The organism is Cohnella luojiensis, from assembly GCF_004564235.1.
In the GTDB taxonomy this organism is placed as follows: domain Bacteria; phylum Bacillota; class Bacilli; order Paenibacillales; family Paenibacillaceae; genus Cohnella; species Cohnella luojiensis.
In genome coordinates this window covers 58,196-83,148 of record NZ_SOMN01000010.1, presented here as the reverse complement: position 1 = coordinate 83,148, position 24,953 = coordinate 58,196, and the positions used below count along the sequence as shown (strand labels likewise).

The 24,953-nt window shown below is 50.9% G+C and carries 24 protein-coding genes; all 24 read left to right on the top strand.

Annotated elements, in window-relative coordinates; all coding sequences use genetic code 11:
- The first annotated feature begins 36 nt into the window (after positions 1–36).
- The 24 genes from E2980_RS10035 (at position 37) to E2980_RS09920 (ending at position 24,890) form a co-directional block, all read left to right on the top strand.
- Complete coding sequence (locus E2980_RS10035) at positions 37–831, top strand: ABC transporter substrate-binding protein (RefSeq protein ID WP_135152045.1); 795 nt, start codon at positions 37–39, stop codon at positions 829–831.
- A 93-nt stretch (positions 832–924) separates the two neighbouring features.
- Positions 925–1,596 carry an amino acid ABC transporter permease gene (locus E2980_RS10030; RefSeq protein WP_135152044.1) on the top strand — a complete coding sequence of 224 codons (672 nt, stop codon included), beginning with the start codon at positions 925–927 and terminating at the stop codon, positions 1,594–1,596.
- The gene (locus tag E2980_RS10025; RefSeq protein ID WP_135152043.1) at positions 1,589–2,311 is read left to right on the top strand and encodes an amino acid ABC transporter ATP-binding protein; all 723 of its coding nucleotides are present in this window, start codon (positions 1,589–1,591) and stop codon (positions 2,309–2,311) included. Before E2980_RS10030 ends, E2980_RS10025 begins: the two co-directional genes overlap by 8 nt.
- 185 nt (positions 2,312–2,496) lie before the next feature.
- Positions 2,497–3,483, top strand: a complete 987-nt coding sequence (locus tag E2980_RS10020) for a Gfo/Idh/MocA family protein (protein ID WP_135152042.1) — start codon at positions 2,497–2,499, stop codon at positions 3,481–3,483.
- A gap of 45 nt (positions 3,484–3,528) precedes the next feature.
- Positions 3,529–4,554, top strand: coding sequence for an AraC family transcriptional regulator (locus tag E2980_RS10015; protein ID WP_240702965.1), 1,026 nt, complete (start codon positions 3,529–3,531; stop codon positions 4,552–4,554).
- A 20-nt stretch (positions 4,555–4,574) separates the two neighbouring features.
- A complete protein-coding gene (locus tag E2980_RS10010) occupies positions 4,575–5,657 on the top strand; it encodes a Gfo/Idh/MocA family protein (protein WP_135152040.1) in 1,083 nt (360 codons plus the stop codon).
- Positions 5,658–5,778: 121 nt separating this feature from the next.
- Positions 5,779–6,780, top strand: a complete 1,002-nt coding sequence (locus E2980_RS10005; protein ID WP_135152039.1) for a PHP domain-containing protein — start codon at positions 5,779–5,781, stop codon at positions 6,778–6,780.
- A 6-nt stretch (positions 6,781–6,786) separates the two neighbouring features.
- Positions 6,787–7,533 (top strand): MgtC/SapB family protein, encoded by a 747-nt coding sequence (locus E2980_RS10000; protein WP_135152038.1) that lies wholly within the window; start codon positions 6,787–6,789, stop codon positions 7,531–7,533.
- Between the two features lie 379 nt (positions 7,534–7,912).
- Positions 7,913–8,863 carry an ABC transporter permease gene (locus E2980_RS09995; protein ID WP_135152037.1) on the top strand — a complete coding sequence of 317 codons (951 nt, stop codon included), beginning with the start codon at positions 7,913–7,915 and terminating at the stop codon, positions 8,861–8,863.
- Between the two features lie 108 nt (positions 8,864–8,971).
- Entirely contained in the window at positions 8,972–10,693 is a 1,722-nt protein-coding gene (locus E2980_RS09990) for an extracellular solute-binding protein (RefSeq protein ID WP_135152036.1), read from the top strand.
- 73 nt (positions 10,694–10,766) lie between these two features.
- Positions 10,767–11,675, top strand: a complete 909-nt coding sequence (locus E2980_RS09985; protein WP_240702964.1) for a carbohydrate ABC transporter permease — start codon at positions 10,767–10,769, stop codon at positions 11,673–11,675.
- A gap of 32 nt (positions 11,676–11,707) precedes the next feature.
- Positions 11,708–12,595: a PHP domain-containing protein gene (locus E2980_RS09980; protein ID WP_135152035.1), complete on the top strand. Its 888-nt coding sequence runs from the start codon at positions 11,708–11,710 to the stop codon at positions 12,593–12,595.
- A gap of 79 nt (positions 12,596–12,674) precedes the next feature.
- Positions 12,675–13,682 carry a LacI family DNA-binding transcriptional regulator gene (locus tag E2980_RS09975; RefSeq protein WP_135152034.1) on the top strand — a complete coding sequence of 336 codons (1,008 nt, stop codon included), beginning with the start codon at positions 12,675–12,677 and terminating at the stop codon, positions 13,680–13,682.
- A gap of 59 nt (positions 13,683–13,741) precedes the next feature.
- A complete protein-coding gene (locus E2980_RS09970; protein ID WP_135152033.1) occupies positions 13,742–14,698 on the top strand; it encodes a carbohydrate kinase family protein in 957 nt (318 codons plus the stop codon).
- A gap of 48 nt (positions 14,699–14,746) precedes the next feature.
- Positions 14,747–16,168 carry an alpha-L-fucosidase gene (locus tag E2980_RS09965; RefSeq protein ID WP_135152103.1) on the top strand — a complete coding sequence of 474 codons (1,422 nt, stop codon included), beginning with the start codon at positions 14,747–14,749 and terminating at the stop codon, positions 16,166–16,168.
- Between the two features lie 43 nt (positions 16,169–16,211).
- A complete protein-coding gene (locus E2980_RS09960) occupies positions 16,212–17,117 on the top strand; it encodes a metallophosphoesterase family protein (RefSeq protein WP_135152032.1) in 906 nt (301 codons plus the stop codon).
- Entirely contained in the window at positions 17,114–18,562 is a 1,449-nt protein-coding gene (locus E2980_RS09955) for a leucyl aminopeptidase family protein (RefSeq protein ID WP_135152031.1), read from the top strand. The genes E2980_RS09960 and E2980_RS09955 overlap by 4 nt, the downstream gene beginning before the upstream one ends.
- A gap of 92 nt (positions 18,563–18,654) precedes the next feature.
- Positions 18,655–19,098, top strand: coding sequence for a hypothetical protein (locus E2980_RS09950; protein WP_135152030.1), 444 nt, complete (start codon positions 18,655–18,657; stop codon positions 19,096–19,098).
- A gap of 407 nt (positions 19,099–19,505) precedes the next feature.
- A complete protein-coding gene (locus E2980_RS09945) occupies positions 19,506–20,099 on the top strand; it encodes a hydrolase (RefSeq protein WP_240702971.1) in 594 nt (197 codons plus the stop codon).
- A 169-nt stretch (positions 20,100–20,268) separates the two neighbouring features.
- The gene (locus E2980_RS09940; protein WP_135152029.1) at positions 20,269–21,432 is read left to right on the top strand and encodes an outer membrane lipoprotein-sorting protein; all 1,164 of its coding nucleotides are present in this window, start codon (positions 20,269–20,271) and stop codon (positions 21,430–21,432) included.
- 151 nt (positions 21,433–21,583) lie between these two features.
- On the top strand, positions 21,584–22,771 hold the full coding sequence (gene alr / locus E2980_RS09935; RefSeq protein ID WP_135152028.1) for an alanine racemase: 1,188 nt from the start codon (positions 21,584–21,586) through the stop codon (positions 22,769–22,771).
- Between the two features lie 165 nt (positions 22,772–22,936).
- Positions 22,937–23,218 (top strand): CopG family ribbon-helix-helix protein, encoded by a 282-nt coding sequence (locus E2980_RS09930; protein WP_135152027.1) that lies wholly within the window; start codon positions 22,937–22,939, stop codon positions 23,216–23,218.
- 3 nt (positions 23,219–23,221) lie between these two features.
- Positions 23,222–23,572, top strand: a complete 351-nt coding sequence (locus tag E2980_RS09925; protein ID WP_135152026.1) for a type II toxin-antitoxin system PemK/MazF family toxin — start codon at positions 23,222–23,224, stop codon at positions 23,570–23,572.
- Between the two features lie 82 nt (positions 23,573–23,654).
- On the top strand, positions 23,655–24,890 hold the full coding sequence (locus E2980_RS09920; RefSeq protein WP_135152025.1) for an aminopeptidase: 1,236 nt from the start codon (positions 23,655–23,657) through the stop codon (positions 24,888–24,890).
- Positions 24,891–24,953: the final 63 nt, after the last annotated feature.

Genomic DNA, 24,953 nt, shown 5'->3' with positions numbered 1-24,953 from the left:
AATGCTGAATCAATATACATCAGGAGTTGGAATGAAATGAAAAAAGGATTAATGATCGTATTGTCGGCAGTACTTGCCTTAACGCTTGCGGCATGCGGAAACAACAATGAGAAGTCCGGCAAACTTGCCGATATCAAGGAAGCAGGAAAAATCGTTCTGGGTACGAGCGCCGAGTACGCGCCGTACGAGTTTCACAAAAACGTGGACGGCAAAGACCAAATCGTCGGCTTCGATATCGAGATCGCCAAAGAAATCGCCAAGGATCTCGGGGTAGAACTGGAAATAAAAGACATGGATTTCGGTAACCTTCTAGCCGAGGTTAAGCTTGGCAAAATCGATTTCGTCATCGCGGGCATGACGCCGGACGAGGATCGCCGCAAAAGCGTCGACTTCACTAAGAACTACTACGAAGCTACGCAAGCGGTGTTCGTAAGAGCGGAAGACAAGGATAAGTTCACGACGATGAAGGACCTTGAAGGTAAGGCGATCGGCGTGCAAATGGGTTCGACGCAAGAAAAGATCGCTAAAGATATTACCGGGGCGAAAGTGAAATCCCTGGGCAAGACGACCGAACTCGTGCTCGAGCTGAAATCCAAGAAAGTGGACGCGTTAATCGTGGAGCTTCCCGTCGCCCAAGGCTACGTGAACAAGAATCCCGATTTATTCTTAACGAGTATCGTTCCCGAGTATGAATCCGGCGGTTCCGCCGTGGCCGTGAACAAAGGCGAAACGGAATTGCTCGCCGAAATTCAGAAAACGCTGGATCGTCTGACTGCCGAGAAGACGATCGACAAGTGGGTTTCCGAAATGACCGAATTGGCGGACCAATAAAAGGACAACATGTAATCGGTGGGGAAATAGGGGGCGCTTGCCAAGCGGCCGCTATTTCCCTTTTTTAACGATCGGAAGAGGAGCGCTAACGCTATGTTATTGGCTTATAATTGGGATTTTTCTTTTATGGACGAATATGGTTCGTATTTCTTAACCGGCATCAGGATGACCCTGGAGGTTTCGCTGCTCGCCGTCCTGAGCGGCCTAGTTCTTGGTACGCTTGTGTCTTTCCTTAGGATGTCGCGGCTGTCGCCGCTTCGTTTCGTCGGCTCTTCGTATGTGGAAGTCATTCGCGGGACTCCGTTGATCGTGCAGCTGTTCATATTCAACTACGGACTTCCGATTTTCCTCGGCTTCGATATCGGTATTTTTACGGCGGCATATTTGACTCTTACGGTGAACAGCGGGGCTTATATCGCCGAAATCATGAGAGCGGGAATACAGGCTGTGGACAAGGGACAAATGGAAGCGGCGCGATCTTTGGGAATGTCCCGAAGCTTGGCCATGCGGCAAATCATTCTCCCCCAAGCCTTCAAGAATGTGCTTCCGGCGCTGGGCAACGAGTTTATCGTCGTCGTTAAGGAGTCCTCCATCTTGTCGGTCGTCGGATTTGCCGAACTGACTTACCAGGCGAATACCATCCGCGGAGCGACGTTCATTACGATCGAGCCCTTGCTTATTATCGCCGGAATCTATTTCGTCCTAATCTTCACGATGTCCAAGCTGCTCGGAATCGGCGAAAGGAGGTTGAAAGCCAGTGATTAAAGTACGCGGATTAATGAAATCGTTCGGCAAAGCGACTGTGCTGAACGGAATTGATGCCGACATCGCCAAAGGCGAGGTCGTTGTCGTCATCGGGCCAAGCGGTTCGGGCAAAAGCACATTTCTAAGGTGTCTCAACCTTCTCGAAACGCCGAATGGCGGGGAGATCGAATTCGAAGGCAAGCGGATTACGGATAAGGGTCTGAACATAGACGTGCTGCGCCAAAATATGGGGATGGTGTTTCAGCAATTCAACCTGTTCCCGCATAAGACCGTTCTGCAGAATATCAGTCTCGCTCCGATTAAGGTTCGGAATACTTCCAAGTCCGAGGCGGATAAAATCGGCATGGAGTTATTGCGGCGAGTCGGCTTAGAGGAGAAACGGGACGCCTATCCAAGCCGGTTGTCCGGCGGACAGAAGCAACGTGTCGCGATCGCGCGCGCGTTGGCGATGCGACCGCACGTGATGCTCTTTGACGAACCTACGTCCGCGCTGGATCCCGAGATGGTTGGAGAGGTTCTCGATGTCATGAAGTCGCTCGCCCGCGAGGGGATGACAATGGTTATCGTGACCCACGAGATGGGATTTGCCCGCGAGGTCGGCGATCGGTTATTGTTTATCGACGGAGGGGTTATCGTTGAGCAAGGAGTGCCTCGCGAGGTACTCGCAAATCCTCGGCATCCCCGTACGAAAGAGTTTCTTAGCAAGGTTTTGTAGCAAAGAGAAGGCCGCCATTCCACGGGTTAAAGTGGAATTGGCGGCCTTTTTTAATTATCACGCAACAATGATGTCGCGAATTTATAGTTTAAATGACACATAAACTCATTATAAACGAATAATAACTTGTGTAATCTGTACCTGTTGTCGTATATTTTTAGTTAATGAGCCAGGGAGGCCTACACATGATTCGGATTGGCAAGATTAGTTATTGGCACGTGCACGCAGACGAGTACACGCAATATGCGCTAAAAAATCCCTTTACGGAATTGGCGGCGATATGGGATGAGGAGCCTGCGCGGGGACAAGCCAAAGCCGCTGAATATGGCGTGCCTTATTATGCTTCACTAGATGAAATGCTTGCCCGGGACGATATCGATGCCGTCATCGTCGACGCGCCAACGAACATTCACCGGGACGTAATGGTGAAGGCCGCTCGCGCTGGCAAGCATATTTTTACCGAGAAGGTTGTCGCTCCGACGAATACGGAAGTTCAAGAAATCCTTTCGGCGATTCATGAATCCGGAGTGAAGTTCACGGTATCGCTTCCCCGCCTGTATTCAGGATCGACGCAAACGATCAATCAAGTTGTCCGCGATGGAACGCTGGGCAAGCTGACGATGGCGAGAGTCCGTTTATCCCATAATGGCGCGACGGCGAATTGGTTGCCGCCGCACTTCTATTCCAAGGAGCAATGCGGGGGAGGAGCTTTAATCGATCTGGGCTGCCACCCGATGTACCTCGTGCGCCTGTTCTTAGGCATGCCGGAAAGCGTTAGCGCGAATTTCGGATATGTTACGGGCAAGGAGGTTGAGGATAACGCGGTTTCGATCCTTCGCTATGCGGATGGTGCCCTAGGCATCGTCGAAGCGGGCTTCGTAAACAGTCACTCGCCGTTCTCCATCGAGCTCCACGGCACGGAAGGCACGCTGCTATACGGCTTCCCGGATGGAAATCCGATCATCCGCTCTAACCGAGTAAGCGATAAGTGGGAAACGCTCCCAGTAGGCGATGCACTCCCTGTCGCGTTCGATCAATGGGTGGAGCATATTCGGAACGGAACGGAAGCGACGGATAACGTTGACCTTGCGGTCGACCTGACCCGCTTAATGGAAGCCTCCACGCGTTCTGTGGCTGAAGGGCGTTCCATTCGCATTGACGAGCTAGCTTAATCCATTCGAAATGATAAGTCTGAAATGAAGCGGGGTGGGATCACGGTGGCGGAGGATACGGTTAAGCAAGACATCCATTCCAGGAAATCGCATGATCGTAAGCTCGCCGGAAGTCCCGGTCCCTTTCCTTTTGCCCGAATGGCCGATAAGATGGATGCCCTGGATCGACTCGAGCTGCAGTTTCGCTGGGGAGATTACGGAATCCGGGTGCTGCGTTGCCATCTTGCGGTATTCTCGCCCGGACAGATCATTAACTTTCACAAGCATTCCGAGTATGAATTTCATTATATCCCGAAAGGGAAAGGGAAGGTCATACTCGTTGATCAGGCCTATGATCTTCACGAGGGCTTGTTTTACATGACCGGACCGGATATGGTCCACTACCAGGAATCGGATCCGGATGATCCGATGCATGAACTATGTCTGCATCTGGACATCGTTCCTCTTGGCGGAGATCGCCAGGGGGAAAACTGGGGAGACGGATTAGAGGCGAGCGAAGCTAGGGAATGCATATCCTCCCTGGATCGGATTCCCGCTATTCCGGTGGTCGACCGGTTCCATGCGATGAACGGGTTCCTCGAGGCTTATCGGACCTGGGAGGAGCAGCCGTCCGGATTTTACACGCTCATGAAGCAAGCGATCGTACAGATCCTTCTTCGGACGACTCGCGTATTCGATAATCCGAACGATAAGCCGGGAATTCCCGAGAGGGACATGAATTTTCACCGGTACATGCTGGCTACCCAGTACATTCAGGATAACGAGAGCTTGCCCATCTCCTTGGAGCAGGTAGCGGAGACGATTAATATTAGCCCTAGGCAATTGCAACGGATTTTCCGCAGCGAAGGGCAGACGACTTTCCGCGATTACTTGGAGCATGTCCGATTAACCGGTATCTGTTCCGAGCTGATCCACACCGATAAGCCGATCGAAGAGATCGCGATTAACCACGGCTACGCGAATCCGAACTATCTGTATCCCGTGTTCAAGGGCAAGTATGAGGTTACTCCGACGGCCTATCGCCGGATGCATACCGGAGAAGCTCGCGGAACGTTTAAATCCATTAATTAGAGAAAAGGAAGCGAATTATCATGAGTAAAAATTTACGGATCGGAATCATCGGAAGCGGCGGAATCGCCAGAGCCCACGTATCTGCTTACAGAAAGTTGCCGTTCGTAGAGATCGTTGCGGTTGCGGACGTAATCCCGGGGAAAGCCGGACAGTTCGTCGAGGCGGAGCAGCTCGTAGGGGCGGCAGCCTACGATGGACATCAGAAGTTATTGGAGCAAGATCTCGATGGCGTAAGCATCTGTACTCCTAACGTATCGCACCATGTGACGACGGTTGACGCGTTGCGCGCCGGCAAGCAGGTACTTCTGGAAAAGCCGATGTCCGTTACATTCCAAGAAGCGCTAGAGATGACGCAAGTGGCTCGCGAGACGGGCAACATGCTGACCTTAGGGTTCCAGCCTCGCTATGATCCTAACATGAAGCTATTGCAGGACATCGTTCAATCCGGACGTCTAGGCAAGGTATATTATGCGGAGACAGGCGGCGGACGCCGCCGCGGTATGCCGGGAGGAACATTCATTAGCAAGAAACTGGCAGGTGCCGGCGCAATGGCGGATATCGGGTGTTACTCGCTGGATATGGCGCTTAATGCCATGGGTTACCCTCGTCCATTAACCGTATCCGCGTTCACATCGAACCATTTCGGTCGCAATCCGCTCTATCATCCGGAAGCGAGCAAATTCGAAGTCGAAGATTTCGGCGTGGCTATGGTACGATTCGAGAACGATCTGGTCCTTCAATTCAAGATTTCTTGGGCGATGCATATGGACACGCTCGGAGCGACGATGTTCCTGGGAACCGACGCGGGACTTAAAGTCACGCCTGCCGGCAGAGGTCCATGGTCCGGAGTCTGGGATGGAGCGATCGGCGAGATGTCGCTGTTCCACGATGAATACGGCGGACATACTCAGACCCCGATTCCTCTGATCGGGCATAAGCTTAACCTGTTCGACGAGAAAGTAAGGGACTTCGCCGAGGCGGTTCGCGATGGACGTCCCGCGCCGATTCCGGGAGAGCAAATCCTTATCCAACAAGCGATTATCGACGGGGTTCTTCGGTCGGCAGAAGCCAGACGCGAAGTCTCGATCGAGCTCCCGAATTAATCATTTCCGGTGGTAATCGAGGCATGGATGACACCCCAAAAAAGGGTTATACATGCCTCTTTTTCTACTGATGGAAATATCGATCTGAAATCGATACCATTGCAGGAGGAGGAAGTTGCGAATGATCGTTGATTTCCATTTTCACTTGGAAGAAGGACCGTATTCCATCGATTGGCTTAGAAGGACGGCCAAAGCAATCGAGACGCTAGAGGAAAACCGTCAAGGCTTTCGGGCCCGACGGCACTCTTTGGAGTGGATGGAAGAGTTGAATAGAAAGCTGACGGAAAGACTTGAGCAAGGTTGCTTCTCCCAGGAATGGTTGTCCCATTATATAGAACGGGGCAAACGTCAAGGTATTCAAAAATTCGGTATCGTGGATCATCTATATCGATTTACGGAGTTTCGCTCTTATTACGAGAAGTATATGATCGTGGACGATTCAGAATTAGGGAAATTGCAGCAATATTGGTTAGATCGGGTATGCATCGGCTCCATTGAACCTTTCTTGGCCGCGGTGCGCCAAGCCCAACAAGACGGACATCCGATTTCCCTCGGCGTTGAAGCGGACTATTTCCCGAGCGGAGAACAAGATCTCGGCGCGTTGCTTGGACAATTCGACCTCGATTATGTCGTCGGGTCCGTGCATTTTATTGACGGGTGGGGTTTCGATAATCCGCAGACGAAAGAATTGTTCGAAGGACAAGATCTGGTCGCCCTTTATCGTAAGCTGTTCGATCACCTTTTGGGAGCGATTCGCAGCGATTTGTTCGATATCATCGCCCATCCGGATAATCTGAAGGTGTTCGATTATCGCCCTGAGGAGGCATCGTTGCTTCGGATGTATGAAGAAGTGGCTGCGGCAATGAAAGAGGCGGATGTAGCAACGGAGATTAATACCGGCCTTGCCTATCGTTATCCGGTCAAGGAAATGTGTCCGAGCCCGGCTTTTCTGCGCATTATTCAGCAATATGGCGTTCCCATTACGTTAAGCTCCGACTCCCATTTTCCGGATGATATTGGCACGATGCTGGAGCAAGCCGCCTCGCTAGCCCGGGAGGTCGGTTACGAAGAAGTCGTTTATTTCGAGCGAGGAGTACGTAAAACATTGCCGCTTAAAGGATGAGACACTATGGAGCTTATTTATGATCCAACCGTGTGGCAAATTAGCTTAACGGAGATGACGCTTAGACTATTGCTGGCTTTGGCGCTAGGCGGTTTGATCGGACTCGAGCGTGAGCTTGGCGGGCATTCCGCCGGCTTTCGGACGCATATCCTGGTTTGCCTTGGCTCTGCGGTCATTGTTTTATTATCGATGTACGGATTTTCCGATTTCGCCTCGGAGCCGAATGTTCGTTTGGACCCGGCACGATTGGCCGCGCAAGTGATCAGCGGCATCGGTTTTCTTGGTGCGGGCACGATTCTGCGGACGGGACTTGGGGTGTCCGGACTAACAACCGCAGCTTCCTTATGGGTGTCCGCGGCAATTGGACTTGCTGCGGGAGCTGGTTTTTACTACGGTGCATTCATAGCGACCTTCCTGGTGGTGATGAGCTTGTTTGCGTTGAACAAAGTCGAGAAGCTGTTCTCCCGAACGAAAAAGGTGCGCGAGCTTTTAATCAAAATGGATAAATCGTCGTCCGGCCTCAATCTTGTATTGGCGCATTTGAATCGAAGCGGGCTGCAAATCAACAAACTGACGATCGAGAACGATGAAACGGGCGATCAACAAAGCAATCGTTTTTTTGTCATTCGAATTCAGTTGAAATTAAAGAAAATCCAAAACTACGAGGATGCAATCGCCGCATTGGCTTACATGGAAGGCGTAATGAGTTTGGAGACAGAAGGCGTATCTTCGAATTCTTATGGAATTTATTAAAAACAAAGAATAGGCTGTAGCAATTAGATCATATATCTGATATAATCAACTAAAAGTAAGCGCTTTCTTTTAATTCGACTCTCTTTTTTTGATTGACATGGTAGCGATTCCAGAAAACGCGGCATACAACTCGCTGCTTTTATAGTCAGTGAGAATTTACAGAAAGTTTACTTGTAACTAACCATTCATGACTTGTACTAACCATTTTATAATCATATGCTCAATTCAGGATAATTTGCGGTAAGAGTTGAACGGTCAATCGAAAAGAGGAAAGACATGTATATTACGTGAAGAGGGTGATTTGCTAAGGATTATTAGTGGCGTGGTCTCACTATGGTATCGATACCATATTTTATCCGAAGAAGGTGATTCCCTACTTATGCAACAAACAGCATCATCGCCGTTGAAGCTGGCAAAGCCGAAAAGCGCGTTATGGAAAAGCATTTTGCAGCACCGCTATTTGTACTACATGTTGTTGCCGTGTATCGTGTTCTTCGTCGTATTTGCGTACATTCCGATGGGCGGTTTATTGTTGGCCTTCAAGGAATACAAGTTCAACAAAGGAATTACGGGAAGTCCTTGGGTGGGGCTGGAGTATTTTCAAACCTTTTTCAACTCCTACCAAAGCAGAGATTTAGTCAAGAACACTCTTATCATAAGCGGAATGAAATTATTTCTATACTTGCCGTTTCCCATCATACTGGCACTTATGTTTAATGAAGTACGCTCCAAATGGTTCAAGAACGTATCGCAAAGCGTGCTTTACTTGCCGCACTTTATCTCCTGGGTCGTCGTGGTCGGACTGATACAGCGGATACTCGCTCCGGACACCGGCTTGCTTAACCAAGTCATATCCAATATGGGCGGGGACGGAAGCACCTTCTACATGATGGAGCCGAAATACTTTTACCAAATCATGTTCGGAAGCCATCTATGGAAGTCTATCGGTTGGGACTCGATCATCTATATGGCAGCGATTTCAGGAGTTAATCCCGACATGTACGAAGCGGCAAAAATCGATGGAGCCAGCAAGCTCCGTGAAGTTTGGAATATTACGCTGCCTTCGATCACACCCACTATCGTAATTCTTTTCATCTTGTCTTTGGGTAATATCTTGTCCGCCGGGTTCGACCAGCTTTACTTGCTTCGAACACCGGGCAACATGCAGCTCTCCGATATTTTGGACACCTATATTATCCGCGTCGGTCTGCAAGGCGGCCAGTACGGATACGCAACCGCGGTGGGCATGCTACAGGGTTTAATCGGACTGATTTTGGTCATTATGGCGAATCGCATCTCACGCAAGGTTTCTGATACTTCCTTATGGTAACGTTTCCATGATAACGATCCCATACCGATTTTCTAGACCATCCATCCGGTGGGAGACGCCTTTTGGCGTATTTCATAAAAATCATTTTTCGAAAAGGGGAAAAAACGCATGAGCAAGAAATGGGCAAAGTATTTTGCGATTCCTTTGATGGCGGCAATGCTGATCGCGGGTTGCTCCAACGGCAACAACGGTAACAACAACGCTGATCCTGCCGCTAGCGGCACGGCTTCGGTTGCGCCTGAAGGGAAACCGGCGACTTGGATTGCCGATCGCAAGATCAAAGGACTTGTATTCATGGGTACCGACGATTACACGGAAGATATGAATCCGGAAATCAAAGCGAAAATCAAGGAGCAAACGGGGATCGATTTCGAAATCGAAATCATGAAAGCCGAACATTCCATCGACGGCTTGATTGCAGGCATCGCGGCGAACGACTTGCCGGATTTCGTTGCTTTCTACCTCAATAACAGCGGCAGGCCAGAAATGCCGGTAGTGTTGAAAGCGGGACGCGAAGGCATGTTTACGGATTTGACTCCGTTGCTTAAGAATACGAAGGTATACAGCAAATATCTGGAAGAGGATTTCTTGCCCCTGGATACGAAGTTCGGAGTCATGTTCCGCCCGGAATTTAACGGGTCCTCCTATTTCGTCCATATGAACGTTAACCGCCAAGGCGGATATCAAACCCGCAAATACGTTGGCGGTCCTTACATCCGCAAGGACATCGCGGACTCGCTCGGAATCGACCCGCGCACGATCACGTCGACCGCTCAGCTGTACGATCTGGCTAAAAAGATCAAAGAAGGCAATTTCAAAGACAACAACGGCGGTGCCGTTACCCCGATCGGTCCGGCATACTGGGGCGGTAAAGAAGTCGGAGCCTTGTTCAACGATTTGGAGTGGGGCGCCGATGACCAGCGGATCAAACAATCCAAAGAAGGCAAAATCCTTCACGAAGCGGAAACGGAATTTGCTTTGAAGAAAGTGGAGTATGTCCAAAAGCTGCTCAAAGAAAAGCTGATTCATCCGGAATTCTTCACGATCGACGAAAGCCGCGCAACGGAAGGCGCATTGAACGGCTCCTGGGCGATTATCGCCGATACGCACAACTATCAAGAATACAACCAAGACATGCATTACATTCCGCTTGGACCGATCAATCAAGTGGACGGTCCTTACCAAATGCAAGTCGACTTCAAATCCGGATACTCCGCGTGGGCCATTCCGGCCACGACGAAAAAACCGGAGGAAGTCGTTAAACTCGCAGACTTCCTAGCTAGCAAAGAAGGTAAGCTTCTCTGGAAATACGGTTTGGAGGGTCGCGACTACACGCTCGGTGCTGACGGCTTCCCGCTTGTGAAACAGGAAGTTCTCGACCTGAAAGAAAAAGACCCGAACGAAGCGAAGAAGCTTGGCTTTGCGGGCGTAGGCAACAACTGGGGAGAGTTGCTCGGAGGCACGGACATCGACTTCATGGCCGATTTCGGAGAAATGGAATACGGCGACAAACTGAGAAAAGGCGTAAATCAAGGTGCTCAAAAGCTCATCGAATACTGGAACTTTGACGAGAAGCGTAAAAACGCCAAAGTCGTCGATGCGTACACGCCGACCTCTTTCCTCGGCGAATTCGATAGAAGCACGGAGCTCAAATCCGCATTGGACAGCTACAACGAAAACCTTATCCGAGCTTATTACAGCAAGACCGCGGACGAAGCGAAGAAAATTTTGGATAGCGCTCTGAAGCAACTGAAAGCAGCCGGACTGGACGATTATTTGAAGCTGGTCGGAGAAAAGAACGCCGATCCGAAAACTCCGGTAAAGCTGTAAGATAACGATGGTTGGGCGGTTTATCCGCGCGTTCGGATGAACCGCCTTTCCTTCCTAGAGGAGGAGGGAGCAAGTGGGAAACGAATTTTATAGGCTCAGCGTTGGCGAGAAGGTGTTCAAGGCCGTCAACTACTTGCTTATTGCCTTGATGTGTTTGTCGATCATCCTTCCTTTCCTGAATATCTTTGCGCTTGCTTTTAACCCCGGCAAAGACGCGGAGAGAGGCGGTATTTACTTCTGGCCGAGAATCTGGTCATTGGATAATTTCAACAAGGTATTCGAAGCCTCCAATATCGCGAGCGCATTCGGAATCTCGATCTTCCGCACGGTCGTAGGCACGGTCGCAAGCGTATTTCTAACCGCGATGGCCGCTTACGCGTTAAAGAGCAAAACGCTTCCGGGCGGCAAGTTTTTCATGATGTTCATTTTCTTTACGATGCTGTTCAGCGGGGGCATTATCCCCTATTACATGCTGTTGAAGTCGGTCCATCTGACGAACAACATCTGGGTCTATGTTATCCCGGGCTTGTATAGCGCATGGAACTTGATCATCATTCGTACATTCTTCCAACAGATTCATCCCAGTCTGGAAGAATCAGCGCGAATAGACGGATATAACGATTTTTCGATCTTTTTGCGCATTATCATGCCGCTAAGCCGGCCGGTTATCGCCGTCATTGGCTTGTTTACCGCCGTCGGCCACTGGAACGATTGGTTTACCGGCGCCTTCTTCATCCGCAAGGCGGATCTTCGACCGCTGTCCACTCTGCTTCAAGAGATGCTGATGAGCGCGGAAGCTATGCGGGATACGCTGAACCAGGCTGCAGGAGCTAACTACGACATGCTTGAAAGAATCCAGATTACGGGGAATTCGCTTAAAATGGCAACGATCATCGTCGTCGTCGCTCCGATCATCATCATCTATCCGTTCGTGCAACGATATTTTGCCAAAGGAATCATGATCGGTTCGATGAAAGAGTAATGCAGCCGGGAGAGGAGAGGAAGGAAATAAGGATGAAGATCTGGAATCCGTACGAAATAACGGGAAAATGGCTAAGAGGAAGCTTCCATAACCACACGACCAATAGCGACGGCTGGTTTCCGCTGGAGACGGTTTACAAAATGTACGGGGGATACGATTTTCTCGGCATTTCCGATCATGACAAAATCACGAAACACGAAGGGGAAAGGGAAATTCCAACCGTCTTCGAAGCAATCGAGGTTAGCAGCAGGCAAACGCATATGTTGCTCGTCAATCCTCCTCATAGCATCATGGAAAACTACAGCAGCGAGTTTACGATCGAGAACTATCAACGCTTCGTGGATTTAACGGCGGCAAACGGCGGATTCGCGGTACTCGTGCATCCGAATCGTTACTTTTCTAATTTTTGGAAATTGGATGACATGTTTAAGATGGAAAATTTTCTTGGGGTTGAGGTTTATAACGGCGACGGCAACCCGGAGTACGATATCGCCTTTGACAAATGGGACGCGCTGTTGTCCGCCGGACGTAAGGTGTGGGGCTTCGGAAACGACGACTCCCATGTATACGGTCAAGAGAAGCGGGCTTGGAACATGGTCATGGCCATGGAAAACACGAACGAAGCGATCGTCGACGCGATCGTGAAAGGCAACTTTTACGTTTCTACGGGATACGGGTTCGATGCGATCCAAGTGGAAGACGATACTGTAGTGGTCGATCTTCGTTCGAATGAGCTGCTGGACAAAATGTACAAATACGTCACGTTCTTCGGTAAAGACGGACGGGTGCTGCAGGAAACGACGGGCAGAATCAAACAAGCGAAATACGAGTGCAAGGGCGACGAAGGATACGTGCGCATCGCCGTCTATTTGGAAGGCGGGTATTCCGCGTTTTCCCAGCCGCTTTTTGTCGAAAAATAGGATATTGAAAAGGATATAACGTTTTCGCGGCGAATCCATCTCTTTGGTAGCTTTACAGTTTTTCGATGAGGTGAGAGAGATGCAGGTCAAAATCAAAGACGTTGCGAAACATGCGGGTGTGTCCGTAACCACGGTATCCAGGGTTCTGAACGGAGAAAGGTACGTGAAAGACGATCTCAAAGCCAAAGTGAACGATGCCATCCAAGAATTGGGATACGCTCCGAGCCAAATCGCCCGCAGCTTGGTTCGCAATAAAACGAATCTGATCGGCGTCATCGTGCCGGACCTCACCTCAAGCTTCTATTCGACGATTCTAAGCAGCATCGAAGATATGGCAAGCGCCAACGATTACAATCTTCTCGTATGCAATATTAGCGAAAATATCGATAAAGAGCTCAAATATTTGAACGTTTTTCAAGAAATGCGGGTCGAAGGCATCATTATCATGCACGAGAAGATCAACGAAGAGATTCGCCATTTAATCCATAAAATTAATATTCCCGTTATATTCTCTAGCGTGAAGCCGCTGGATCAATCATTCGCATCGGTTATCGTCGACGACTATCAGGCGTCTTACGACGCAACGAAATATTTGATCGAGCTGGGTCATGAAACGATCGGATTCATCGGCGGGGATTTGCAAGATATCACGTCGGGACAAAACCGCTACAGCGGATATCGGAATGCCATGGCGGATAACGGCAAAACGCTCGTCGACGAGCATATCCGTTTTGGCGATTACAAGGTCAGAAGCGGCTATCTTCATATGAAAGAGCTCCTTAGCATCGAACGGCCGCCTACCGCCGTGTTCGCCGTCAGCGACGATATGGCGCTCGGGGCCATGAACTGCATCCGGGACCATCAATTGCGCGTGCCCGAGGACATATCCGTAATGGGGTTCGACGGCAGCTTGTTGACGGAGCTTGTCCGGCCGACGCTGACTTCGATGGAGCAGCCGATTCAAGAGATGGGAAGAGCGACCATGGACGTGCTGTTGAAACAAATTTCCGGTAAAAAAATTCCGACGGGCGATGTCGTGCTGGAACATCGTTTGGTCATACGCGAAAGTTGTCAACCGCGCATATGAATAGCATAGCAACCTGACAACCTGATTAAGCAAACCGCAGTTACGAGGACGGGATAACATTGAAACCATTCGATGCCATTGTAATCGGAGACGTGAATATAGATTTGGTCGTTGCGGGATGTAACGAGATACCGGGACCGGGTCAAGAAGTGTTCGTTAATAACATGACTCTCCATGTCGGCGGCGGCGCGGCTTTGTTCAGCCTGGCGCTCGCCAAGCTCGGGATGAAGGTGGCATTTCACGGGAGTCTAGGGGGGGACGGCTTCGGACAATTCGTCCGGGAGCAATTCACTCAATATGGTATCGATACCAGATTTATTAAGACGAGTACCTTGAACAATACCGGTATTTCGATTGCCATTAATCCGGACAGAGACCGGTCCTTCATTACTTATGCAGGCTCTAATGCTGAACTTAACCTTCGGCAATTGGACATGAAAAGCGTCGAGCTAGGGCGGCATGTTCACTTGACTAGTTACCGCGGAAGCCATAACCATATGGAATATATGGAAACGGCGTGCAGACTGAAGGAGATGGGCATGACCCTATCTCTCGATGTCGGTTGGGACGATACCGGAGAATGGTATAAAGGCATATTCGAACTGATGGAAATCGTGGACGTCATCTTCATGAATGAAGTCGAAGTCCAACAATATACCCGTCGCTCCTCGATAGACGAGTGCATGCGGGAGCTTTCCAAGCATAGCCGCCATTTCGTGCTGAAGCTTGGTTCGATCGGAGCCGTGGCGGCGGTTGACGGCGTAAGGATGTATCGGTCCGGATTCGAGGTGCCCGTCGTCGATACGACGGGCGCAGGAGATTCTTTTAATGCCGGGTACATTTTCGGTTTCTTGGCAGGTCAACCGACGGAGCAATCCTTGCTGTTAGGGAATGCTTGCGGTGCAATGTCCGTCAGCCATTTCGGCGGAAGCACGGGGACTCCTGACCGAGCCGCGCTAGAGCGTTTTATTGCGGAAAATGAAGGGCAAACGACGGATCATTGGGCAGTCGTATAAGGGTTCGAGCTTAAGAGGCGAAAATTTCCTTATTTGAGGATGTGGATTATGGACCAGTTCATTCAATCGGCAGCAAGGATAAGGCCTTCGGAGCGACAGCTCGCGTGGCAAGAGATGGAGTTCTACGGTTTCATTCATTTTACGGTCAACACGTTCACGAATTCGGAGTGGGGCAATGGAAAAGAGGATCCGGCGATATTCAATCCGAGCGAGCTCGATGCCGTTCAATGGGTAGATACCTGCAAAGCGGCCGGAATGAAAGGATTAATCCTAACTTGCAAGCATCATGACGGGTTCTGCCTATGGCCAAGCCGGTATACCGAGCATTCCGTCAAGAACAGCCCGTGGAGAGAGGGAAAGGGAGATCTGGTCCGCGAGGTTGCCGATGCTTGCCGCGCTGGCGGAATTCGCTTCGGTATCTACCTTTCTCCGTGGGATCTTCATGAACCTGCTTACGGAGATTCGGCGGCGTACAATACCTATTTTCTAAACCAGCTCCGGGAGCTGTTAACCGAATACGGCGATATTTTCAGCGTATGGTTCGATGGGGCTTGCGGTGAAGGACCCAATGGTAAAAGACAGGTCTATGACTGGGAAAGTTATTACCGACTGATACGCGAGCTGCAGCCCGAAGCCGTCATTTCGGTATGCGGACCGGACGTGCGTTGGTGCGGGAACGAAGCGGGCCATACTCGAACGTCCGAATGGAGCGTCGTGCCCGCGAGCATGCGGGACAACGAGAAGATCCAGGAAAATTCGCAAAAAAAGGATGACGGCGAATTTGCCAAGCGAATCAACTCGCAAGACGATGACCTGGGAAGCCGCAAGATCATACGGGAAGCGGACGAACTCGTTTGGTATCCCGCGGAAGTCAACACTTCGATCCGGCCGGGATGGTTCTATCACCCCGAAGAGGATGACCAAGTAAAGTCGCTCGATGAATTGCTGGAAGTGTACTACCGGTCGGTAGGCGGCAATGCCGCATTTCTGCTGAATCTGCCGCCGGACAAGCGAGGGCTGATCCACGAGAACGATGCGCGACGGATGAGAGAGCTCGGCCAGAAGATCCGGGAAACGTTCCGGAACGATATGTGCCTGGAAGCCGCGGTCGTTGCCTCTCACGAGGACGCCATGCATCCGGCTGTCAACCTGCTGGACGGGAAGCGCGACTCTTTCTGGTGCCCTCCGGAAGGTGCGGAGCAGGCGGAGATCATCATCGACCTGCAGAGGGAAAAATCATTCGACCGCATCGTCCTGATGGAACATATCCGGGCTGGCCAACGGATCGAAAGCTTTGAATTGGCATGGAAAGACGGAGACGATTGGAAACCTCTTGATCGCGGGACGGTTGTCGGTTACAAACGAATTTGCCGCTTCGGCGAGGTGAGCGCCCGATACATCAGATTATCCGTCACGGCATCCAGATGGCAGCCTACTTTGGAAAGCATTCAGATATATTTGAGTAAATAGCATGCGGCAAAAAGATGATTTTGATCGGAACGGGAGGGCGCTTATGGATGCCGACTTGAAATTTCGCGAGGACGGTACTTTTACGATCATACAGTTCACGGATATGCATTATGGGGACGGGAAAGAGGAAGAGCGGGATGCTGACGGCCAAACGGCTGCTTTAGTGGAGCAAGTGATAGCAAGCGAGAAGCCGGATCTCGTGGTGCTCACCGGCGATATGATCTGGAGTCATGGCGTTGCAGATCCTAAAGCTTCATTCCGAAGGGCGATCGCGCCGATCGTCAACTCGCAGGTGCCTTGGGCCGCCGTTTACGGAAACCACGATGCGGAAGACGGGGTTTCGAGGGAGGAACTGTTGGACATTCAGCGGGAATCCGAGAATTGCCTTACCTCCGCAGGGCCCGCGGACATTAACGGCGTAGGCAACTTTGTGTTAAAAGTGAAGGGATCTACCGGGAATGGGGATACTGCCGCATTGTATTTCTTCGACTCCGGGATCAACGCGCCGGATCCTATCGGCGGTTACGCATGGATTCATCCGGATCAGATTCATTGGTATACGCAGCAATCCCGCAAGCTGGCGGAAGGGAGCGGAGGGCCTCTTCCCGCGCTCGCTTTCTTTCACATTCCGGTTCCGGAATACGAAGCCGCATGGAACGGAGATCAGGTAATCGGAACGAAAGAGGAAAAGGTCGAGTGTCCCAAAATCAACACCGGATTGTTCGGAGCGATGGTCCAAATGGGGGACGTGATGGGCGCCTTCGTTGGTCACGACCATGACAACGACTACTGCGGCACCGTCCACGGAATCCGACTATGTTACGGACGGGTTACCGGTTATAACTGTTACGGCAAATTGCAAAGAGGCGCGCGCGTGATTCGGCTTCGGGAAGGCAAGCGAGATTTTGACACCTGGATCGTTCAGGATAATGGAGGCGTTGTTCGATGAAATTCGAAATCGGAAGAGCCGCCTCCCCGCAAACCGTAATCCTGCCGGTGTTCGTGGAAAGCTTGCCGCGTTTGCCGAATATCAGCGACGCGTTCGGCTCGTTGTCGGTATTGCCGCATATGGCAGCCAGACACGCCGTCACATGGTTCTACGGCCAACGCGGAGAGCCGGATTACGTGCTTGTCGGTCTGGGCGAGGTCGATAAGTTTCAAGCCTCCTTCCTGCGCGAAGCAGCCGGCAATGCGGGACGATCGCTTATCAAGGAGAAGCGCTCGACGGTTGAAGTATCGTTCGAAGCTCTACAGCTTGCAGAATTTTCAGGACGCAATCAGGCAGACCTCGTTTCGGCGTGGGTCGAAGGATCGCTGCTAGGCACTTATTCATTCGATAAGTATAAAGAAAAACGGTCCGAGTCCGCGGACATAACCGTTCATTTTATAGATGAACCATGCGAGAATGGGAAAGGAGCGATTCAACAAGGCCGAGTGCGGGCGGAAAGTACGATGTGGGTTCGGGATTTGACCAATGAACCCCCCAATTATTTGCGTCCGCGAACGATGGCGGATAGAACGGTTGAGCGATTTACCGGGACGAAAGCGCTAGTATTCGTTCATGAAGGCGAGGAACTCGAGCGTCTCGGTTTCGTTGGTCTGGCAGCGGTAGGTAAAGGAAGCGCGTATCCGCCCGTCTTTCTAGAGCTGCGATACTGCACGGACGAGACGCTGCCGCTTATAGCGTTAATCGGTAAGGGAGTCACTTTCGACACCGGCGGCATTAGTCTCAAGCGGGACAACGATATCAGCGACATGAGAATGGATATGGCCGGAGGGGCGGCGGTTCTTGGCGCGCTCGATATTTTGGTTCGAAGCGAGGCAGCGGCGAACGTGGCTGTTCTGGTGCCTTTAGCGGAGAATAGTCCGTCCGACCGTTCGATGTTGCCGGGCGAAGTGATCCGTTACGCGAACGGGCTAACCGTTCAGGTTGGCAATACCGATTCAGAAGGCCGGCTCATCCTAGCGGATGCCTTGATTCATGCTCATCGCATCGGCGCCGAAATAGCGGTTGATTTGGCCACCCTAACCTATTCCGTCGTCGGAGCGCTCGGAACCAAGATCGCCGGCGTTTTAGGGGACGACGAACTGGTTGGCAGGCTGAAAAAAGCCGGAGAGCCGTATGGCGAGAAAATGTGGCAGATGCCTTTAGTGGACGAGTACGAATCCTACATGGACAGCGATTACGCGGATGTCTGCAACATTAGCCGCGGCGAAGGAGCGGGAACGATAACCGCTGCGTTGTTCTTGCGAAAGTTTGTTCACCCTTCTCTAAGATGGGTGCATATCGACATGAACGGACCGAAAGATTCGTCCTCCGTTAAGGGAGAACAGGTTATCGGAGCGACTGGTTTCGGCGCGCGTATGCTGGCCGGGTTCATAATGGAATCTTGAGATTTGATTGCCTCCAACCTAGCTCCACTGTACAGGCGATTCCCGATAGCCTGAATAGAGTGTAGTACATGTGGAAAAGAGGTGATGAACAGATGGCTGCAAAATCTAAGATTACGAGCAGAAACGCCAAGCAGTGGATCGGCAAGCCCGTATATATCGAATTAAAGGACGGCAGCTCGTACATCGGGTTGGTAACCGGGGCGGAGAGAGGGCAATTGATAATTTCCGGCCGGAGAAGTCCTCTAAAGCCTCGGGTGACCTCTTCCAAACGCTCTAGCAAAGCGCAGGTCTCCAGCTTTATACCCGGCATGCTAGGCTCCATGCTGGGCGGAGGGTCCATGCTGGGAGGTGGCTCCCTGATGGGCGGAGGCGTCAACCCCGGAGCCGCGGGGGCTGGAATACCGGGAGGTGGCGGCGGCTTGGGTTTAGGCGGTTTGAGCGGTTTCATGGGGTTTATGGGAAAAGCATGGCCGATAATGAAAATGGGATATGGAATGATTAAAACTATCATGCCCATGCTGCAAAGCTTTAAGTAATAAGAAGACTAGCCCGATCAATCTAAAAGTGGCGGTGCAGGAGATAATTCCTGCCCCGCCATTTTTCGTTAACGAATTTTTCCCTGAATTGTCCGGCAATGGTGTTGGAAAAATATACATCTTAAATTTAAGATATTTTTCTATACCTTACTAACTTTTTGTTATATACTAAAAATTGTAGAGCGCGACTACGCAAGCATCACAAAAAAGCCATCATAAAGGAGATCATAAAAATGAAACTGCCAATCTTCAAAAAGTTAGCAACGGGTGTAATGGCCCTAACACTTATTGCTACGGGTTTCGCAGCGGTAAACGGAACTTCGAAAGCAGCTGGTAACTCAGAAGTTAAAGTACTTGCAAAACCTGTAGCGGCCCATCAACTTTTAACGCCGACGGATCATTCCTTAATGTTAATAGACCATCAACCGCAAATGGCATTTGCCGTTAAATCTCATTCCGTAGAGCTGGTTCGCAATAATACTGAAGCGCTAGCTAAATCCGCAAAAGCATTTAATGTTCCAACGATCTTAACAACTGTAGCTTCTAAGACTTTTAGCGGACCGATTTTCCCGGAAGTTCAAAAAGTATTTCCTGATCAAGAGCCTATCGATCGTACGACCATGAACCCATGGGAAGACAAAAACGTAACAGATAAAGTCAACAGCTTTGGCAAGAAAAAAATCGTAATGGCCGGTCTGTGGACAGAAGTATGCCTAGTAGACCCTGTTTTGTCAGCTCTAGATCAAGGATTTGAAGTATACTTCATTTCCGATGCTTCCGGCGGCGTATCCGAGGAAGCTCATGACATGGCCGTAGAGCGCATGATCCAAGCTGGCGCGATACCTATGACTTGGTTGCAGTATTTGCTTGAACTGCAACGCGACTGGGCTGATCAAACTCATTACAATGAAGTTCTAGCGATTGCTCAAGAGCATGCTGGAGCTTATGGTTTGGGTGCCTTCTATGCGGCTGAAATGTACGGAGCGCAAGAAGGTAAATAATTAGTAAGCAAGAATGGGGCTATCCATCAGGTCTTCATAACCTGAGGGATAGCCCTTTTTCCGTTCAAGTTATAAGCTCGTCAAGCTTGTCATGCTAGTCTGCATAATTGGTCAAGTCCCCTCATAGACATGAACCATGGAATTATTAATGTGCAGAGGGGTGGATCGCATGCGTCGTCGGATTTCATGGATCACCGCTATTGCCCTAATCTCGGTCATCATCCTGACCGGTTGCGGGAGCAAGAACGCGGATTCGATCGTGAAGGACCTGGACAATGTCGTTGACAAGATGGAGAGTTATGAAGGCAGCGGTACGATGATCTTACATACAGGTCAGCAGCCGTTGGAGTACAAAGTGGAAGTGCTGTATCAGAAGCCGGATCGATACCGGATCTCGCTCACCAACGCCAAGCGGGACATCACGCAAATCGTTCTGCGCAACGACGAAGGGGTATTCGTACTAACCCCGCAATTGAACAAGAGCTATCGTTTCCAGAGCGACTGGCCGGACAATCAAGGGCAAGTCTATCTGTTCCAGACTTTAGCGAAAAGCATTATCTTGGATAATTCCAGGCAGTTTACGACCGACAAGGACAATTACGTGTTCGACGTAATGGCCGGGAATTACCAGAACGGCTCCTTCGCTCGCCAGAAGATCTGGCTTGCTCAAGACAATTACGCGCCGACGCATGTCGAGGTATCGGATGCCAACGGAAACAAAATGGTCGAGGTTTCCTTTACTTCCTTCGAATTCGACAAGAAGTACGATAAGTCCGCCTTCGACATGGATAAGAACATGGGAGTTATCCCGAATTCCAATTCCAAGCCTTCGGATTCGTCGGAAGGAACGGCAAGCCCTGACGCATCGGCAGCACCGGATGCCAGCTCTTCCCCGGATGCAACCGCATCGCCGGATGATGAGGATACGTCAGCGCAGCCGGATCAAGAAGGAACGGCTGGCGAAGGCAGCGAAACGCCTGCCGTGGATGTAGAGCTTTCGGTTATTGAACCGGATGCGGACGCTCTACCTGTGGGCGTAGAATTTCTGGACCAAAGCGAACTGCAACTTGGCGATCACCAAGGCGTCATGCTCCGCTACTGGGGTACTTACGACTTTACGATCGTCGAGATGATATCCAAGGATGTTGAGGAAACGATGAGCAAGGGAATCCTCTTGGATCTAGGATTTACGATCGGACATCTGACTGAAGACGAGACGAGCACATTGACTTGGACTTACGAAGGCGTGGAATACCGCTTGAATAGCCAGGACTTGCCGCGTGAAGATATGATACGAATCGCCCAATCGATGGAGCAATCCTCGGGCAAATAAGGTTGGAATAGGGGCCGATCACAAAGCGATCGGCCCTCTTGTTCACTAAGAAGGAAAAGGTTGCCTGCTTGAATATCGTTGACAGTACCTCATCCTCCCGGTAACATTACTTTATTGTAGCTTTTGCAGCAGCAGGGTAGGTGAACGGTCCGTGGACTGTTATTACCGGCCGACCGTGGCCGAGATTTCCCTTGATGCCCTCGATCGCAATATCGAAGCATTTCGCAAGCACTTGGCTTCCGGCACGAGATTGCTGGCTTCCGTCAAGGCGAACGCTTATGGGCATGGGGCAGTAGAAATAGCGAGAAGAGCGGTGGCCGTCGGCGCCGATTACTTGGGGGTCGCTTTCCTGGACGAAGCGTTGCAATTGCGCGCATCGGGAATCGATGCTCCCATTTTGGTCCTTGGCTATACGCCTTCGAGCGGGTTCCCCGTCGCAAGGGAGCAAGACATTACCTTAACATTATATCGAGACGAAACGCTGGATGAGGTGATTGGTCTTCCTCCGTCCGCGTCCGGCAAGAAATTAAGAGCGCATATCAAGATCGATTCCGGTATGGGCCGGTTAGGCTTGCTTCCCGGCAAGCAAGCGGAACGATTCCTGGAGAGGGCTTTCGCCATCCCGCATTTGGAAGTGGAAGGGCTGTACACCCACTATGCCCGCGCGGACGAAACGGATAAGGGCTACACGCTCCTCCAGGTCGAGCGATTCGCGGGAGTAGTCGAATATGTTCGCCGCATCGGAATGCCGATATCGATTATCCATTCCGGCAATAGCGCTGCGGGAATCGACCTGCCTGAGCACGTCGGCAACATGCTGCGCTTAGGCATTAGCATGTACGGATTGTATCCTAGCGCGGAAGTCAATTCCCGTCAGGTTCAATTGGAGCCCGTGCTTACGCTGAAGACCTCCGTCGTGCATGTGAAGAGCTTGGCTGCAGGCGAAGGAATCAGCTATGGGACGCGTTACTTCACGCAGCGTCAGGAGTCGATCGGCACGCTGCCGATCGGTTATGCGGACGGGTTCAGCCGGATGCTTAGCGGCAAGGCCGAAGTGATTGTCAGAGGACGACGGGTACCGGTGTTAGGTACGATCTGCATGGATCAGTGCATGATCCGTTTAGATGACGCGGAGGCTGCGGGAGGATCGAAGATCGTGCCTGGGGAAGAAGTCGTATTGATCGGCCGTCAAGGAGAGGCATTGATCTCGGCCGACGAAGTCGCAGCGAAGTTAGGCACGCTTAACTATGAATTGACCTGCATGCTTGCGGCAAGGGTGCCGCGGGTTTACAGAAGCAACGGAGAGGTCGTAACGGTCGTAAACCCGCTATTAGGATAATATTAGCATCCTGTTTTTTTGTGATTTGGCAGGAAATTTTTACTCCTATCTAGAATGGTTACTATTATGACCGTTTTTTACCTGAATTTTCGTATATTTATTAGCCGTCTCATGCATACTGGGAAATAGGTTGCTTGTTGGAAAATCTTTGGGGGTGTCTGTTCGGTGGCCAATTTACACCATACGAAACGCATTATGATCAGTCTTCCGGATCATTTGCTGCGCGAAGTCGATTTTGTCGTCGCCAAGGAGAATACTAACCGCAGCGAGATTATTCGTCAGGCAATGAAGCATTACCTGGTCGATCGCAAAAAACGGTTGATTCGCGACGCCATGCAGCGCGGGTATTTGGAAATGGCTAAAATCAATCTGCATATGGCTTCTGAAGCGTTTCACGCCGAAGAAGAAACGGATAGCATTCTCGGTCGCCTCGTAAGCGGGGTGTAGGCTTTGATCGTGAAGCGCGGGGATGTTTTCTATGCGGATTTGTCGCCGGTCGTAGGGTCGGAGCAAGGCGGGGTGCGCCCCGTGCTCATTATCCAGAACGATATCGGCAACCGATTCAGTCCAACGGTTATCGTAGCGGCCATTACGGCCCAAATCCAGAAAGCGAAGCTGCCGACTCACGTCGAGATCGAAGCGAAGAACCACGGCATGGAGCGAGACTCGGTTATCCTGCTGGAGCAAATCCGGACGATCGACAAGCAACGGTTGACGGATAAGATCACTCATCTGGATGACGAGACCATGCGCAAGGTCGACGAAGCATTGCAAATTAGCGTCGGTTTAATCGATTTTTAAAAAAAATTAAGACAGGAGCCGCGTTTCGCGGTTGCCTGTCGTTTTTGTGATTTTACATAACGAATCGGAGCGTGCTGTTTTCATGATAACCTTCAACCAACAGCTTGAGAAATACGCGGAACTTATCGTAAGAGTCGGAGTGAACGTGCAACAAGGACAAGAGGTTTTCGTTACGGGATCGATCGAGATGGCAACTCTCGTACGCCTTGTAGCGGGTAAAGCGTATGAAGCCGGGGCTAGCAACGTGCACGTGGATTGGACGGACGAGGCACTGTCCCGATTGAAATACGAGAAAGCAGCCGATGACGTGTTTACGCGATTCCCCGAGTGGGAGACGGCCAAGAGAGGCGCGTTCGTCGCTAGCGGGGCAGCTTTCATTTCCATTATCTCTCCGAACCCGGATCTGTTGAAAGGCATCGACTCTTCGCGAATCGGCAATTTTCAGAAGGCGTCCGGCAAAGGGCTTGCGGAGTTCAGAAGAGCGATTCAGGCTGATAAAGTAAGCTGGACAGTCGTCGCCGCGTCCACGAAGGATTGGGCGGTTAAGGTGTTCCCGAATAGCGAGTCGGAACAGCAAGCGGTCGATCGGCTATGGGAAGCGATCTTCGCGGCAGTTCGATTAAACGCAGCCGATCCGGTCAAGGCCTGGGAAGAGCATAACGCCACGCTTCACGGGAAAAGCGATATCCTGAACGAGAAGCGGTTCCGCAAGCTGCAATATCGCGCCACGGGTACGGAGCTTACAGTCGAGCTGCCGGAGAAGCATATTTGGGTAGGAGCCAGCAGCACGAACATGAACGGGATTCCGTTCATGGCAAACATGCCGACGGAAGAAGTGTTTACCGTGCCTCTGAAGACGGGCGTAAACGGATATGTGTCGAGCACTAAGCCGTTAAGCTACGGAGGCAATGTCATCGATGGCTTCAAGCTGACCTTCGAGAACGGTCGCATCATTGGCGTGGAGGCGGAGAAAGGGCAGGAGATTCTCCAGCAGCTGGTCGATTCCGACGAAGGCTCGCATTACTTAGGCGAGGTTGCTTTAGTACCGCATGAATCGCCAATTTCTCAATCGAACGTGCTGTTCTTAAACACGTTATTCGACGAGAACGCTTCGAACCATTTTGCCATCGGCAGCGGATATGCCTTTAACGTGGAAGGCGGCAAAGAGATGTCTCCCGAAGAGCTTGCGAATAGCGGCGTGAACTCCAGTATCACGCACGTCGATTTCATGATCGGTTCCGCTGACATGGATATCGACGGAGTGCTTGCGGACGGTACGGTAGTGCCGGTGTTCCGGAAGGGCAACTGGGCGATCTAAGTTAGACGATTGCTTATGCGAGCAAATAACGACAAAACAGTAACAAAAGCTTACTATCTCCGC

Coding starts and splice junctions, on each gene's coding strand:
- E2980_RS10035 (WP_135152045.1), top strand. CDS start 37: ATGAAAAAAGGATTAATGATCGTATTGTCGGCAGTACTTGCCTTAACG.
- E2980_RS10030 (WP_135152044.1), top strand. CDS start 925: ATGTTATTGGCTTATAATTGGGATTTTTCTTTTATGGACGAATATGGT.
- E2980_RS10020 (WP_135152042.1), top strand. CDS start 2,497: ATGATTCGGATTGGCAAGATTAGTTATTGGCACGTGCACGCAGACGAG.
- E2980_RS10010 (WP_135152040.1), top strand. CDS start 4,575: ATGAGTAAAAATTTACGGATCGGAATCATCGGAAGCGGCGGAATCGCC.
- E2980_RS10005 (WP_135152039.1), top strand. CDS start 5,779: ATGATCGTTGATTTCCATTTTCACTTGGAAGAAGGACCGTATTCCATC.
- E2980_RS10000 (WP_135152038.1), top strand. CDS start 6,787: ATGGAGCTTATTTATGATCCAACCGTGTGGCAAATTAGCTTAACGGAG.
- E2980_RS09995 (WP_135152037.1), top strand. CDS start 7,913: ATGCAACAAACAGCATCATCGCCGTTGAAGCTGGCAAAGCCGAAAAGC.
- E2980_RS09990 (WP_135152036.1), top strand. CDS start 8,972: ATGAGCAAGAAATGGGCAAAGTATTTTGCGATTCCTTTGATGGCGGCA.
- E2980_RS09980 (WP_135152035.1), top strand. CDS start 11,708: ATGAAGATCTGGAATCCGTACGAAATAACGGGAAAATGGCTAAGAGGA.
- E2980_RS09975 (WP_135152034.1), top strand. CDS start 12,675: ATGCAGGTCAAAATCAAAGACGTTGCGAAACATGCGGGTGTGTCCGTA.
- E2980_RS09965 (WP_135152103.1), top strand. CDS start 14,747: ATGGACCAGTTCATTCAATCGGCAGCAAGGATAAGGCCTTCGGAGCGA.
- E2980_RS09960 (WP_135152032.1), top strand. CDS start 16,212: ATGGATGCCGACTTGAAATTTCGCGAGGACGGTACTTTTACGATCATA.
- E2980_RS09955 (WP_135152031.1), top strand. CDS start 17,114: ATGAAATTCGAAATCGGAAGAGCCGCCTCCCCGCAAACCGTAATCCTG.
- E2980_RS09950 (WP_135152030.1), top strand. CDS start 18,655: ATGGCTGCAAAATCTAAGATTACGAGCAGAAACGCCAAGCAGTGGATC.
- E2980_RS09945 (WP_240702971.1), top strand. CDS start 19,506: ATGTTAATAGACCATCAACCGCAAATGGCATTTGCCGTTAAATCTCAT.
- E2980_RS09940 (WP_135152029.1), top strand. CDS start 20,269: ATGCGTCGTCGGATTTCATGGATCACCGCTATTGCCCTAATCTCGGTC.
- E2980_RS09920 (WP_135152025.1), top strand. CDS start 23,655: ATGATAACCTTCAACCAACAGCTTGAGAAATACGCGGAACTTATCGTA.